The following is a 14457-nucleotide window of genomic DNA, read 5'->3' on the forward strand; positions in this document are numbered from 1 at the left end:
TTCCCTATGCTTGGCAAGAGAAAGGGACGGGTTTAAGCTTACCCAGTCAACGCAGTAAGAGGTTAAATGTCGTGGGTTTGATGAATCGAAACAATGACTTATCTGCTTATGTTTTTGAACGCAGTATCACCAGTGCAGTCATTCTCGCTTGTATCGATGACTTTGCTCGTCAATCTACCAAGCCAACAGTGATTGTTATGGATAAAGCCTCTATTCATACCAGTCAACTGATTCAAGAGAAATTAGAGCAGTGGAAGAACCAGCAAGTTGAGATTTTCCAGTTACCCCCTTATAGTCCCCAGTTGAACTTGATTGAAATTTTGTGGCGTTTCATGAAGTATGAGTGGATTGAACTCAATGCATATGAATCTTGGGAAAGTTTAGTCTCTTATGTTGAAAAAGTTCTTCGAGACTTTGGTTCAACTTATGTAATTAATTTTGCTTAGCTACTTACGACCTCAATAAGTTCATGGCTGTGCTTGCTAAGGATTTTGATTTTGCAAATAAATTAAACTCCCAAGCAAGGCAATCAAGTGCTGAAAGAGCATGGTCTGGTATTGCTAAATTCTTTGATAACTGCAAAAAGAAAGTATCAGGCAAGAAAGGATATCCAAAATTCAAGAAACGTAGTCATTCAGTTGAGTACAAACAAACTGGATGGAAAATTTCTGAAGACAGAAAATATCTAACTTTGACTGACGGTTTTAAGATTGGCAGGATCAAATTAGTTGGCAGTCGAGATCTAAACTTCTATCAGATCGAGCAAATTAAACGTGTCAGACTGGTTCGCCGTGCCGATGGTTACTATGCTCAATTTTGTGTAGACGTTGACCGTAGAGAAGATGTTGAGCCATCTAAAACCACGATTGGTTTAGATGTTGGTTTAAATCACTTCTATACCGACAGTAATGGTCAAACTGTAGACAATCCTAGATTTCTTAGAAAATCAGAGCGTCAACTTAAAAAGTTGCAGCGCAAGGTTTCTAAGCGAAAGAAGGGATCGGCTAATCGCCGCAAAGCAATTAAGCGATTAGCAAGAAAACACTTGCAAGTAAGTAGGCAGCGTAAAGACTTTGCAGTAAAAACTGCAAGGTGTGTAGTTCGGTCTAACGACCTGATTGCCTATGAAGACTTGCAAGTGCGGAATATGGTCAAGAATCATAAATTAGCTAAGTCAATATCTGATGCAAGCTGGTCTATGTTTCGAGACTGGGTTGAGTATTTTGGCAAGATATTTGGCAAGGTCACGGTTGCAGTGCCGCCACAATATACGAGTCAAAATTGCTCAAATTGTGGCACAACTGTCAAGAAATCGCTGAGTGAGCGCACTCATCAATGCAGTCATTGCGGTACGGTTTTAGATCGTGACCACAATGCTGCATTGAATATCTTGGCTGTTGGATTAAAAAATACCGTAGGGCATACGGAAATTTCTACGCCTGTGGAGAGTTCGACCTCTGCTAGTTAGATGTAAGTCTGATTAGTAAGTTGTCTCGCTGAATCAGGAATCCCCGTCACTTCAGTGCGGGGAGTGTCAAAATAGCCCCGATACCATGTCACAAATTTGTCGATGCCTTCTTCGATAGATGTACAGGGCTTAAATCCTACATCCTGTATAAGTGCATCAACATCTGCATAGGTTATTGGTACGTCCCCTGGTTGCATAGGCAGAAAGTTCTTTGTCGCAACTTTACCCAGAGTTTGCTCAATTACTTCAATAAATTTGCCCAATGTTACGGGCTGATTGTTGCCAATGTTGTAAAGCTTGTAGGGAGCTGAGATGGTTCCATCTTCATTTTGAATAGGAATTTGTGGCTTTTGGATCACCCGTATGACTCCTTCAATAACATCATCAATGTAAGTGAAATCGCGCTGCATATTACCAAAGTTATATACATCAATTGGCTGACCTTCTTCGATCGCTTTCACAAACTTGTAATAAGCCATATCGGGTCTACCCCAAGCGCCATAGACCGTGAAAAAACGTAATCCCGTTGTGGGAATTTGATAGAGATGGCTATAGGTATAGGCAATTAATTCATTGGCTTTTTTGGTAGCTGCATAGAGCGAAATTGGCTGATTGACATCATCGGTGACAGAAAAAGGGATTTTTTTGTTTGCGCCATAAACTGAGCTGGAAGAGGCGAATACTAAATGCTTAACTTGGCTATGGCGACATCCTTCAAGTAAATTTACAAATCCTGTTAGGTTGCTATCTACATAGGTATGGGGATTTTCGATCGAGTAGCGGACTCCTGCTTGCGCTGCTAAGTTGACGACGCAATCGAACTTATACGTTGTAAAAAGAGATGACATGGCATTGCGATCGCTAAGATCCATTTGTTGAAAGGTGAAGTTTTCAAAATCTTTGATCTGCAATAGTCGATCTTTTTTTAGTTGAACATCGTAATAATCATTTAAGTTGTCGATGCCACAGACCTCATTTCCTCCCTCTATAAGGAGTCTTTTGGCTAAATGATAACCAATAAACCCCGCAACTCCTGTGACTAATATTCTCATGGATCTATTAAAAGTTAATGGTTAGTAATTTTGCTATAGATTAATGCCATCTGGGCAGCAATTTTTTCCCAAGTGTAGTTTTCTTGTACATATTGCGTTGCCCGATCGCCTATTATCTTGCCAACTTTTTGATTATCGAGAAACTGTTGAATTGCCTCTGCGATCGCATTAATTTCCAAATCCACAACCCAGCCAAGATTTTGTTCTTTAATCAATTCTGATAAAGCTACGCCTTTGGTCACGATCGCAGGTGTGCCTGAAGCTAATGCTTCTAAAACCGCAACACCAAAGTTTTCAGAATGGGAAGTAAGAACATAGAGATCGGCTCCTTGCAAACAAATATTCTTTTTTTCGCCAGAGACAAAACCCAGTTTGTAAGTGCGATCGCTGAGGTTATTTTCTTTAATGAGGCGATCGAGTTCTGCTTCATATTCTGAATCACCATTTCCTGCTAAGACAAAGGCAAAGTTTTGTTTTTGTAATTTCGCTAAGGCAGGAATCAAATAATCGATTCCTTTTTTGGGATGCAGTCTTGATAAGAAAAGAATAATTGGAATTTCTAAGAGGATATTTAATATTTGGTGAAGTTGTTGCCGAGCAGCAGGAATTGGAGTGGGTAGAACTAAACCATGGGGCAGGATAAAGTTTGGCAAGTTCCAGTTTAATGATTCGAGTTCTTTCTGTTCTTGTTTGGAAGTAAGATGTAAAGCCGTAGCACCTTTTAAGTTAGCTTTTTCAATTAGTGTGAGATAAACTTCTTTTTTGCGTTTGCTTTGCTGTAGTGACCATTCGCAAAGCTGACCAAGGGGACGAATAATATAAGGAACATTTTGTGAACGAGCGATCGCCATGGCGATCGTGGAGGGATAGGAAAAAATGGCATGAACATGAATCAAATCGTAATCGCGGATATGTTGCCATAACCAAGTTGTGAAGCTTGCGGAAAAGGCAAATTCACGCATAGCGTGAAGGTTGGGCGAAAATCTTGCAAAAAATCTTACGGGGACGGATTGGTAATCATGCAAGTCATTGAGGGGGATATCCAGTAAGGTATTGCCGTTGTCATTTGTAGTTGCAATTTCGGCATCAATACCAACGATACGAAGGCTCTTGACCATGGCAATTACGGCGATGCTTGGTCCGCCTCTAACAGGGGCTATTGATGGGATTACATGTAGGATTTTCATAAGCCAACCTGTGCTAACCAATGTTTAAGAATGGCTAGACTCCATCGGCGATACCAACTATCGAGGGGTATTTCTTTGGGTATATCTAGATTCATGAAATAATCGCCAAAGTCAGTTTGCATCCAAGAGGCAAAGGGAAAGGAGAATCCTCTTTTCGGTTGATTCACGATCCATTCTGGTATTTCAGGAATTGATGCTGTCAAAAGTTGTTTTGACTGAGCTAAACGCATATGACTGGGAATAGAGGCAACGGATTCTATTAAGGTGCGATCAACGAAGGGAACACGCAATTCTAAGCCCCAGCGCATACTCATCACATCACTATCTCTTAACAGTTGATTTCGCATATAAGAGCTTAATTCCAAGAGGCTAACTTGATCCGTTGGGGTTATGCGATCGTCATTAAAGTTTGATAATTTTGGACTGGGAAGATAGTTGCTTTTGGTAAGGGATTGTATAATTGCGATCGCTTCCGAGTGAGAAAAAATGCCGCGAAAATTTTTATAAGCAGACGCAAAAGTTGGCGGATTATTTAAAAAATCACTAATACGGTTTAGTTTTGAGGTATTACCCCAATGTTGTAAACCAGAGGCTAATGCTTGACTAACATAAGGCAGTTTATTCAATCTTCTGCCCCATTTCATCATTTGAGGGATTGACTGAAATGATTTATAACCACCAAATATTTCATCACCTCCAAGCCCAGACAGAACAACTTTCATGCCATTGTCGTGGGCAACTTTGGAAACACAAAATGTATTAAATCCATCAATAGTTGGTTGATCTATTGATGCTAAGAAATCAGGTAAAACTGATTTAGCAAAGGTGCAATCGACCTGAAATTCTGTATGTTTAGCACCAAAATGATTAGCAGCTTTTTGGGCTAATACGCCTTCATTCCATTCTGGTTTCGCAAAGGCGATCGAATAAGTAGACAATTGGGAGGATGTAATCTCTGTTGCTAAGGCGAGAATGGCAGTTGAGTCAATGCCGCCACTGAGAAAAATGCCCACAGGAACATCACTGATAAAGTGATATTTAATTGATTCTTTCAGGGCTTGCCGAACTTTAACTTGAGCATCAGCAAGGGATATTTGTTCAGGAGTAAAGTCTAGTTGCCAGTATTGATATTTGGTAAGATTTCCCTCTTGCCAATATAGCCAATTACCTGCTTCTAAGCATTGAATATCGGCGATTAAAGTATGTGGTTCTGGTACGGAACCAGTAGTCAAGTAACCATATAAACCAGCTAAATTCAGATTTATTGGTGGCAATCCAGAGGCAATAACGGCTCTTAGTTCGGAAGCAAATACTAGTGTTTGGTTAGAATGCCAATAGTAGAGGGGTTTAATTCCTAGAGGATCACGGGCTATGAAACAAGTTTTTTCCAATTCATCCCAAATGGCAAAGGCAAACATTCCTCGCAATTTGGTTACGCATTCACGTCCTAATTTTTGATAAAGCTTGAGAATTATTTCTGTATCTGTTTGCGATTTAAAAATTTCCCCTTGACTAATTAACTCTTTTCTTAAATCTTGAAAATTATAAATTTCACCATTAAAGGTAATTGTATATCTACCGTCAGTTGTTGACATGGGCTGATGACCAGCAGCACTCAGATCAAGAATTGAGAGGCGGGTATGGGCTAGGGCTGATTGGCGATCGCCTGAAATATTTGAAAGATAAATACCTGAGTCATCGGGTCCACGATGACTCAGCGCCCCTTGCATTGCTTGGATGTGATTTGATAGCTCATTACTGGTCCTTACGGACAGAATTCCCGCGATACCACACATAGTTTAATATCAGTTTGTATATTCAGTATGACTATAGTGTTTATCGACAAAAATAATAAGATCCAAGGACGAGTCCATCCATTTGCGTTCTTAGAAAACACAGAATAGCTTCATCGGGAGTTCTTACAATCGGTTCATTTTCATTGAGTGACGTGTTGAGCAATATGGGGATTTGGGTACGCTCATAGAAAGCATTGATCAAACTCCAATAGAGAGGATTATTTGCTTGGCTAACACTTTGTAATCGACCAGAGCCATCCACATGGGTTACGGCAGGAATTAGAGAGCGTTTTTCAGGGTGAATTGCAAAAACCCTCTCCATAAAAGGAGAAGCTTCATTTACTTCAAAAAAGTCTGATACTTTTTCCTCTAAGATACTAGGCGCAAAAGGGCGAAACTTTTCGCGAAATTTAATCTTAAGGTTGATAATATCTCGCATATCCGCTCGGCGAGGATCAGCCAAAAGGGAACGATTCCCCAAAGCACGAGCGCCAAATTCCATGCGACCTTGAAACCAGCCAATTACTTTACCATCACAGAGATCCGTAACGACCTTTTCTAGTAAATCTGATTGCGCTAAATGATAGGCAGGTAGTTGATGTCTCTCAAATGCTGCCCGACAATCTTCGTCAGAAAATCCACTTCCCCAGTAAGCATTATCTAAAATAAAGTTACGAGGCTGTTTGAGAATTTGATTCCAAACGAAAAATGCTGCGCCAATACAAGTGCCGTTGTCTGCGGCTCCCACAGGAACGTAAATATTTTTAAACGGCGTATTTTGACTGATTTTACCGTTAGCCACTGAGTTCATGGCAACGCCGCCTGCCAGACATAAGTTGTCTGAGGGAAATTTTTGATGAAGTTGTCGGAGGAGATGAAAAATAATTTCTTCTGTGGCAACTTGGAGAGAAGCGGCTATATTTTGATGATGTTCGGTTAATGCTTCTTGGGATTGACGGGCAGGACCCAACAACTTTTCTAATTCTGGGCTGTGGAAGGGGGCAACAGTGGGAGCGCCGTCTTCCCAATTCATGCTAATGCCCTTGGTGTGATGGGTGAAGTAGTCCAGATTTAATGCAAAGCCATCAGAGGTTGGATGAATGATTTTCCTGAAAGCTTTTATGTATTCAGGCTTTCCATAGGGAGCTAATCCCATTACTTTATATTCATCGCCATAGGCAGGAAACCCAAGGTAAAGTGTGACCGCATTGTAAAGGAAACCCAAGGAATGGGGATAATGAATCCGATTAAAGTACTCTAGCTCGTTATCCCGACCAGCAGCCATGAGGGTACTAACAAAGTCTCCCATGCCATCGAGGGAGAGTATAGCAGCTTGCCCAAAGGGGGAAACGTTAAAAGCACAGGATAGGTGGGTGGAATGGTGTTCTAAGTTGTGGAAACGGGCTTTAATTTGATCGGAGGCAGTCCCACAGGCTTTAGACAATTCTTCTTTGAGACCAAGGGATTTACGCTGTTTTTTAAAGCGCTCTAGTAATAATTCGACAGGAGGACGGGTTTGTAAGGCAAATAACAGTTTTCGCGAGAAGTTGGCTTTGGAGTTATAGGAAACGGCAACGTGGTCTAAATCCTGAGGATTAAGTTCTGCAACTTCAAGGCAGTAACGAATAGATGCTGCGGGGAAGCCTGCCCAATGTTTGATGCGGTTGAACCTCTCTTCTTCGACAGCAGCAATTAGTTCGCCATTGCAGACGAGGCAAGCAGAGGAGTCACCGTGGAAGGCATTGATGCCAAGAATATTGGTCATTGTGGCTACTAGTATTAATTTCTAAATATTAATTGCTAAATTGATTTAGGGAATTGATCAAATAAAATCAGCGCTAGCCTTTCTTTAAATTTATCAAAGCCATAGATTTCTATGACTTTTTGCCTAAGTAAATCTGGCTGGTAGAGAATGGGTAGTGGGTGTTTACCTTGTAGAGTATCTACGATCACCTGTGCTATTTGCTCAATATTATCAGGATCAATTAGTATGCCTAACTCTCCATTGCATAAAGCATCAATCGCCCCATCTTGATTGCCTCCAATAGCTGGCTTGCCGCAAGCAAGGGCTTCTAAATAGACAATACCAAAGCCTTCACCTTTGCTAGGCATGGCAAATACGTCACATAAGTTATAGTGATCATTAAGCTCATGGTCAGGAATAAATCCTGTTAAGGTTACGCAGTCTTGGAGATGATGATCTTTAATTGATTTTTCAATGCGATCTCTATCTTCGCCTTTTCCCACAAGTAAGTAATGAACATTAGGTATTTGTTGGCGAATAGTGGGTAAGGCTTGGATTATTTGATCATAGCCTTTATAGCGATCGCTTCCAGCAAGTCTAGCAACGGTGAGTATAATCTGTTGGTCAATGTCCAATTGATAACGATCTAATAAATATTGTAGTTTAGGTCGAATGGTAAATTGACTAGCATCAAATGTTACGGGTAACAAAGAAAATTCTGTATTAGAGATTTGCTGTTCTGTGACAATTCGATCGCGAGTATATCCACCAATAGAAATTATTTTTTGTGCTGATTTTAAGGCTTTAATTTTATTTTGGTCTTTAAGATCCCAAGCATCAAGACCATAGACAATTAACCAATAAGGAATTTTTAATAATTTAAATATATCCAAGGCAAGGGGTGAAAAGTTGATATGTCCGCAAATAATCAAATCTGGCTTTTGTATTAAGGCTGCAAATAAAACTTGAAAAGCAAAGATGGGTGTATGCAAAAAAGATGATTTATATTGTCCCCCAAAATTAAATTTGGTTTGCGAATTAAAATTTAGATCATTTGTGGCTTTAGCATCATTTTTTAGAAATATATGGCGATCGCTATCTGGCAAAACCTGCTCTAAAGCTTGGATTAAAAATGCTGAATAAACCTGAATGCCACCCTTGAATTGAAAAATATCGGGTAGCCAAACATGGATTTTAGGGATTGTAGACATAGTAATTTAATTGTTGATTGTTAGTTTCTGCTGCATTGCTTGAATCATGACTTGAACAATTTGTGTGACTTTTGTTTGTGAGTACCAACCTAGTCTCTGATGAGCTTTATTCGGATTTGCCCGACTGATCGATATATCAGTTGGACGATATAGAGATAGATCTGAAATTACGTGATCTTGCCAATTTAATCCCAAGTATCCAAAAGCCTCAGCTATAAAGTCTGACAAACTGATGGTTTTTCCTGTGGCAATCACAAAATCATCTGGATTGTCTTGTTGAAGCATTAGGTACATTGCTTCAACATAGTCTGGTGCGTATCCCCAGTCGCGTTGAATATCAAGATTACCTAATATGAGCTTTTCAGTTTGACCGTTGGCTATGCGACAAGCGGCGGCAATAATTTTTTGGGTTACAAAGCGATCTGGACGCAGGGGAGATTCATGATTAAACAAAATGCCAGAACATGCAAATAAATTATAGGCTTCTCGATAATTTGCCACTTCCCAAAAAGCTGTAGCTTTCGCAACTGCATAAGGGCTGCGAGGGCGAAATGGGGTTTCTTCGTCCGCAGGTAAGCCACGAGTATCGCCAAAACATTCGCTAGAGCCAGCATTGTAGAGTTTGGTTGATTTACCAATAAAGCGAATTGATTCCAATAAATTTAGTGTGCCTGTGGCGATGCTTTCTAATGTTTCGACGGGTTGCTCAAAGGACAAGCCCACGGAGCTTTGCCCAGCTAAGTTATAGATTTCATCGGGCTGAACTTGGCTTAATACTTGGAGGACGCTGCGAAAGTCAGTGAGCGACATAGATAAACATTTAACTTGGTTGCGTATGCCTAAACATTCTAAATTTCGTAAAGTGGATATTTGAGCATCACGGGAGGTTCCATATACTTGATAATTTTTGTTTAGCAAAAGCTGGGCAAGATAAGCTCCATCTTGTCCTGAAATCCCGCAAATTAAGGCTACTTTTTTCATGATTGCCTAATTTTTTGAATGTGTTGGTAATAGATAATTCACTGATTGAATCGTTCCATCTACCAACTGATTAATTGAGTATTTCTCAAAAACAAGTCTTTGAGCATTTTTTCCCATTATCTTTAATTTTGGAAAGTCACTAATAGCTACATCAAGTAATTTCGCCAACGCAATGCTATCTGCGAAGGGAAAAGTTTCACCAGTTACTCCTGACTCTACTAAATCTAATCCACAGCCAACTCGGTCACTAACTATAGCGGGTAAGCCACAAGCCATAGCTTCATTGACCACTAATCCCCATGTTTCGCCGTAATCAGAAGGTAAGACTAGGCAATCAGACGCAACGTAAGCTTGAACTATTTCGCTTTGGTTAAGGAATCCAGCAAAAGTTACAGGTAAGCTATGATCACTCACAAATTTTTGGGCTAATTCCATCAATTCGCCTGTTCCGACAACAAGTATATGAATCAAATCGTAATTTGAAGAATTTTTTAAATTTTTTAATGCTTCTAGTAAATCGAGAATTCTTTTTTTTGTCTCTAGCTTACCAACATAACAGAAACAAACTTTTGAAAATGAAATCTGCCATTTATCCCTTAATTGTTGCCTTTGGGACATTAATTTTATAGATGTATCTCTAAATCTTTGATTATCTATAAAATATGGACAGGAGAAGAGTTTATGTATAGGCACTCCATTTTTTAAATAAAAAGAATGATTAGCTTTGCCAATAACAAGAAAAGCATTGTAAAGATTTAAGATTGTTTGATGTAGTAATGAAATAAAAAATGGACGTGGTTTGAGGCTATTAGATTCTCCTCTAACTGCACAAGGTATTTTCAATATTTTACAAGCTAACAGTAATTGCAGTAATGGCAAGACTTGCCAACCAGTTAAGATAACAACATCTGGTTGTAATTCTTTAAGTAATTGCAGTGGTTTAGATAGATACTGAGATGTAAAACCTTTAAAGATAGTTTGTTTTAAATAATCTTTTGCCACTTTCCATTTATATCCGTCTAACAATGGAATATCCCATTCAAAAGAAATTCCGAAGCCTACACCTTGTTGTTGAGCGTCTAAAATCGATAGAAACAAGACATCTAAAGAGATATCGTTTCTTTGAGATAAAGCTTGGAACCAAGGAACTTGATATTGAATCGGATGAGTGGCAACAATTAAAACTTTTGGGATGTTAGACATTGATTATTAATAGCTGTAGTCTAGATCGACAATAATATAAATAATAAGAATTACCTAAGCGGAGTCTATGTTAAGAGGTGTAAATTTAATGTGCTGATCGATATATGATGGTCCTCTAGTAAATAAATTTAAAGCCCATAATAATCCTCTAAATTCAGCGATTAGCGTAAAGGGAATCCACCAAGGCTTAAAAAGGTGATGACGATTGGTGATAGAACGAATGGGTCTGGTTAATATTTTATACAAGCGTCCATGCATTTCTTTGGCACGCAGAAGATAATAATAATCACCAACGGTATGGTTAGGCTGACAAGTGGTGAGGTGGTGTCCATGACTCCTTGTACCACCAGCAGTTACTTTAAGATGGTGAATACAGGCTGATGGCTCAAATTTGATCCTTGCCCCAGACTTTAAAAAACGATAAGCAAATTCTGCTTCAAACTGATAAGCAACTTTTACAAAATTCTCATCGAATCCGCCTAGGGCAATAATTTGTTGGGTATGAATAGAAAAGTTTCCACCCATAAAATTAGATCTCCATCCATTTTCTGTAGTTGCGAATGGACTTTTTGCAACCGCGAGGTTTTGATTTTCTTCCCATGGTTGAATAACTCTGCCAGCAACGATAATATTTTCATATTCTTGATGTGCTTGCCAATGGGACAACACAAGATCATGCTCAGGAATGATATCGTCATCCAGAAAAAGGACAATCTCATATTTAGCTATAAGTATGCCTTCATTCATGGCAGATGGGATTGATGGCTGTGATAACTTGATCCAGCGAATTTTTTCTTGTATTTCTAATTCCCTAAGTTGACTAATAGTTTCAGGTTGGTGCTGCTGGGTTTGATCAACAACAATAATTTCGGCAGCTTTAGGTGATAACTCCAAAAGGTAAGTCAACGTATCTATTAGTACCTGTTCCCTCTGATACGTTGGGATAATAATACTAATGGGCAATGTTGATTGAGTCATTCTATTTACAATTTAATTTTTAACTACATTTTATGGCTTATTTGTTGAGATATTGGTTGAGTTTTATGAGATATAAACTTCCATGATGCCAAGGCAAATCCCATACAAAAACCTTGAATACTGAGAACAAACGGATCTCCATATATCTGAACGGCACTAGTGAATACAGCAAAATTCGCAATTTGAAAGGCGAGAATACCATTGACTAGGGTTCCGAGCCTAGTGTCAGCCTGATGCATGGATATCAATGTTTTCCATAGGTATTGGATCAACATATAGACTATAACAGCACACAAAATAAGGCCAGGAATGCCCAATTCGATAATTATTTTGCCTAATCCCCCCTCGCTAGCACCTGCAAGCATACTGTAATCCTCGCCAGATACATATTGACTACCTTGACTAACAATACCAGCCCCAAAACCTAACCAATTGCTACGATCAAGTGCCCACTGCAAGGAACCTAAGCCTAGTTGACTAAAGCGGTCTTGTACGTCAGAGACAGATACTGTCCCTCTTGTGGTGTAGGTATCAAATATATCCGTATCTAATATTGAGCTTAGAGATATAGAACCTATCAATAAAACAATCATCAATACAATTAATGGTTGAATTGACATTTTTTTGCTGACTGATATCGAACTCAAAAGATATAGGATTGCGTAAGATATTAAAAAGGTCACCACTGTAACAATAAATTTGCGACGACCAGTTAGTAAGCCTGCGCTGAATAGGAGCATTATGACTGGTAATACCATAAAGCTTATTTTTTTGTAGCTGCCCACTAGAAATAGTAAAAATGTGGCGCAAATACTGCTTCCCATATGCCAAGCCGCAACTTCAGATGTTCGCATTAAACCTGCATGAGATATTAAAAAACCACCACTAACTCGACTATCAGTAATTCTTAGGGCTTCGCCAACTGGCTTGAGAATTTGCCAGTCTACAATATCACTCCATTCAAGATATACACTACAAGCAACAACTATGTTTATCAGGACATAAGTTAGTGCTAGTTTTTCAAAGTTTTGAGGATGGCGAAAGTAATAGTATGTAAGAACGATGACGAGTAAGGGTAGTAAGTAAGCCAGAATGCCTATAGTTGGAACGACAGGAGAGTTAGTTCTAAGAAAAGCATTCGTTGCTTGTATAAAAATAAATACAATAAATATTTGAAACAGGTTAATCAGATTTTTGTTTCTTTGGAAAGTATCTGAAAGATTAAATTGATTTAATTGAGTTATTGCAGAAAAAAATGTTAAAACAATCACAACTACTATTAACAGGTTTAAATAGACTGGTTGATCGGGAATTATTTTTCTTACAGATTCCTGCAAAAAGCCCACATACAATGCAATTGAAGTCCCATTTCTCCAATTGCTTATGATAGCTATAAGTATAAATAGACTGATAAGAACTATTATTATATTATCGCTCATCAATATAGTCCCTAACTTTTTTGTTAACTATTGTCTATGCCCAATTTGTTTAGCTGGGATGCCAACTGCGATCGCATATGCATCGATATCATGGGTAACGACAGCACCAGCACCAATGACAGCACCATCATTTATTTTTACTCCAGCTAAAACAACAACATTAGCCCCTAACCAGACATCATCGCCAATATAAACTGAATCAGAGATACAAGCCTGTTGATCAATTCGTTTGTCTCTGTCAATACCATGATTATGATCTGTAATAAAACAGTTAGGTGCTACTAATGTATGATTGCCAATGTGTATTGTATTAATTATATCTAATATTACTCCTTGTGCTAGATAAGTATAATTGCCGATTTTGACAATAGCTTCATCAGATACTATCTTTAACCTTACATTTTGTTCTAAACAAGAACGTTCCCCTAGCTGAACTTGCCAAGGATGATCGATAATACATCCTCTTCCAATTGCAACTTTTTGACCTATCTTCATGCCCTGTAAAGCCAATAAATTAGCCCTAAGATAATCGGCATTTTTTGAAAATCTTTGTTTGTGTTTTTCAAGCATCTGAAAAGCGTTCATAATTTTTTTGACCAATAATTAATTGTTGGTGAGCTAATATGCGTCCTAGCCATGGAGTACGTAAAATAAAACCATCAATAAGTTTTAGGATTGGATAACTAATATACTTATGCAGATAACGCAACTTCATATGTCCAGATATTAAGGGGGATTCAAAATATCTAGAAGAAGTCACTTTTAATCCTTCCTCTTCAAATATTTTAATCAACTCATCATTGCGATAAGCAAAAAAATGTCCATCTGAATCGGCGGTAAACTGTAAATGTTCATAATCTTCTACGTTGCCCAATTCACTAAAGCTTGGCAAATTATTCTTAATATAAAAATAGTTGGGAGTTGTGGCAATTAGGTGTCCGCCATTTTTCAAGAACTGTACTAGTCTTTCTACTAATTGATTTGGGTATATTAAATGTTCAATAATTTGATTAGCAAAAACTATATCAAAATCTTGTTTGAGTTCCATTTCAAGTGCATTGCCAACAATAAAATCAATGTTGCCGTGAGTATAGCGAGACTTGGCATAGTCAATAAAATTTGATCTGATATCGACGGCAAGAACTTCATGTCCTTTTTCTGCAAGCATTAAAGCGAGTGTTGCCTGAGCGCAACCAATATCAAGTATTTTCAATTTATCCCCCTTTTGAGATACTAAATCAATATACATATCAAGTTGATTATGATATTGATTCCAGACCTGTAAAGCTATCGAATTGTCCCAAATTTCCCGCATATCATGGACGTATAGTGCTTTTGTTTCTTCATCCCAATTTGGATTGTAAACTGGTGGTTGCATTATTATTCCCTGAGTTGAGT

Annotated in this window: 12 protein-coding genes and 1 pseudogene; 2 read left to right on the forward strand and 11 right to left on the reverse strand. The window is 38.6% G+C overall.

All coding sequences use genetic code 11. The annotated features are described in order from the left end of the window. Together H6F41_RS02810 and H6F41_RS02815 are read left to right on the forward strand one after the other, a co-directional pair. A partial coding sequence (locus H6F41_RS02810; protein WP_190401965.1) for an IS630 family transposase occupies nt 1-446 on the forward strand: 446 nt, incomplete at its 5' end. Next, nucleotides 443-1464 (forward strand): annotated as a pseudogene (locus tag H6F41_RS02815) (RNA-guided endonuclease InsQ/TnpB family protein); the annotation flags it as partial. The gene H6F41_RS02810 and the pseudogene H6F41_RS02815, both read left to right, overlap by 4 nt. Here H6F41_RS02815 and H6F41_RS02820 read toward each other — a convergent pair. From H6F41_RS02820 to H6F41_RS02870, 11 genes are read right to left on the reverse strand one after another with little or no spacing between them, the layout of a single operon-like run. Next, the gene (locus H6F41_RS02820) at nt 1465-2520 is read right to left on the reverse strand and encodes an NAD-dependent epimerase (RefSeq protein WP_190401966.1); all 1056 of its coding nucleotides are present in this window, start codon (nt 2518-2520) and stop codon (nt 1465-1467) included. A 14-nt stretch (nt 2521-2534) separates the two neighbouring features. Beyond that, complete coding sequence (locus H6F41_RS02825) at nt 2535-3707, reverse strand: glycosyltransferase (protein WP_190401967.1); 1173 nt, start codon at nt 3705-3707, stop codon at nt 2535-2537. Further along, nucleotides 3704-5503, reverse strand: coding sequence for an asparagine synthase (glutamine-hydrolyzing) (gene asnB / locus H6F41_RS02830; protein WP_190401968.1), 1800 nt, complete (start codon nt 5501-5503; stop codon nt 3704-3706). Before asnB ends, H6F41_RS02825 begins: the two co-directional genes overlap by 4 nt. A gap of 40 nt (nt 5504-5543) precedes the next feature. Then, nucleotides 5544-7268: a carbamoyltransferase family protein gene (locus tag H6F41_RS02835; protein ID WP_190401969.1), complete on the reverse strand. Its 1725-nt coding sequence runs from the start codon at nt 7266-7268 to the stop codon at nt 5544-5546. A gap of 35 nt (nt 7269-7303) precedes the next feature. Further along, nucleotides 7304-8458, reverse strand: coding sequence for a glycosyltransferase (locus H6F41_RS02840; protein ID WP_190401970.1), 1155 nt, complete (start codon nt 8456-8458; stop codon nt 7304-7306). A 6-nt stretch (nt 8459-8464) separates the two neighbouring features. Beyond that, the gene (locus tag H6F41_RS02845) at nt 8465-9439 is read right to left on the reverse strand and encodes a GDP-mannose 4,6-dehydratase (RefSeq protein WP_190401971.1); all 975 of its coding nucleotides are present in this window, start codon (nt 9437-9439) and stop codon (nt 8465-8467) included. 6 nt (nt 9440-9445) lie between these two features. Continuing rightward, a complete protein-coding gene (locus H6F41_RS02850; protein ID WP_190401972.1) occupies nt 9446-10642 on the reverse strand; it encodes a glycosyltransferase family 4 protein in 1197 nt (398 codons plus the stop codon). A gap of 54 nt (nt 10643-10696) precedes the next feature. Further along, nucleotides 10697-11620, reverse strand: coding sequence for a glycosyltransferase family 2 protein (locus H6F41_RS02855; protein ID WP_190401973.1), 924 nt, complete (start codon nt 11618-11620; stop codon nt 10697-10699). A gap of 23 nt (nt 11621-11643) precedes the next feature. Continuing rightward, nucleotides 11644-13059 (reverse strand): hypothetical protein, encoded by a 1416-nt coding sequence (locus H6F41_RS02860; RefSeq protein WP_190401974.1) that lies wholly within the window; start codon nt 13057-13059, stop codon nt 11644-11646. A gap of 27 nt (nt 13060-13086) precedes the next feature. Next, nucleotides 13087-13644 (reverse strand): acyltransferase, encoded by a 558-nt coding sequence (locus H6F41_RS02865; RefSeq protein WP_190401975.1) that lies wholly within the window; start codon nt 13642-13644, stop codon nt 13087-13089. After that, a complete protein-coding gene (locus H6F41_RS02870) occupies nt 13622-14437 on the reverse strand; it encodes a class I SAM-dependent methyltransferase (RefSeq protein WP_190401976.1) in 816 nt (271 codons plus the stop codon). Before H6F41_RS02870 ends, H6F41_RS02865 begins: the two co-directional genes overlap by 23 nt. Nucleotides 14438-14457: the final 20 nt, after the last annotated feature.

This window comes from Pseudanabaena mucicola FACHB-723, assembly GCF_014696385.1.
Taxonomy (GTDB): domain Bacteria; phylum Cyanobacteriota; class Cyanobacteriia; order Pseudanabaenales; family Pseudanabaenaceae; genus Pseudanabaena.

Excerpts from the sequence above, each read along its gene's own strand:
- H6F41_RS02840 (WP_190401970.1), bottom strand. The coding sequence starts at position 8,458 with ATGTCTACAATCCCTAAAATCCATGTTTGGCTACCCGATATTTTTCAA.
- H6F41_RS02870 (WP_190401976.1), bottom strand. The coding sequence starts at position 14,437 with ATGCAACCACCAGTTTACAATCCAAATTGGGATGAAGAAACAAAAGCA.
- H6F41_RS02835 (WP_190401969.1), bottom strand. The coding sequence starts at position 7,268 with ATGACCAATATTCTTGGCATCAATGCCTTCCACGGTGACTCCTCTGCT.
- H6F41_RS02860 (WP_190401974.1), bottom strand. The coding sequence starts at position 13,059 with ATGAGCGATAATATAATAATAGTTCTTATCAGTCTATTTATACTTATA.
- H6F41_RS02865 (WP_190401975.1), bottom strand. The coding sequence starts at position 13,644 with ATGAACGCTTTTCAGATGCTTGAAAAACACAAACAAAGATTTTCAAAA.
- H6F41_RS02855 (WP_190401973.1), bottom strand. The coding sequence starts at position 11,620 with ATGACTCAATCAACATTGCCCATTAGTATTATTATCCCAACGTATCAG.
- H6F41_RS02845 (WP_190401971.1), bottom strand. The coding sequence starts at position 9,439 with ATGAAAAAAGTAGCCTTAATTTGCGGGATTTCAGGACAAGATGGAGCT.
- H6F41_RS02820 (WP_190401966.1), bottom strand. The coding sequence starts at position 2,520 with ATGAGAATATTAGTCACAGGAGTTGCGGGGTTTATTGGTTATCATTTA.
- H6F41_RS02850 (WP_190401972.1), bottom strand. The coding sequence starts at position 10,642 with ATGTCTAACATCCCAAAAGTTTTAATTGTTGCCACTCATCCGATTCAA.
- H6F41_RS02825 (WP_190401967.1), bottom strand. The coding sequence starts at position 3,707 with ATGAAAATCCTACATGTAATCCCATCAATAGCCCCTGTTAGAGGCGGA.
- asnB (WP_190401968.1), bottom strand. The coding sequence starts at position 5,503 with ATGTGTGGTATCGCGGGAATTCTGTCCGTAAGGACCAGTAATGAGCTA.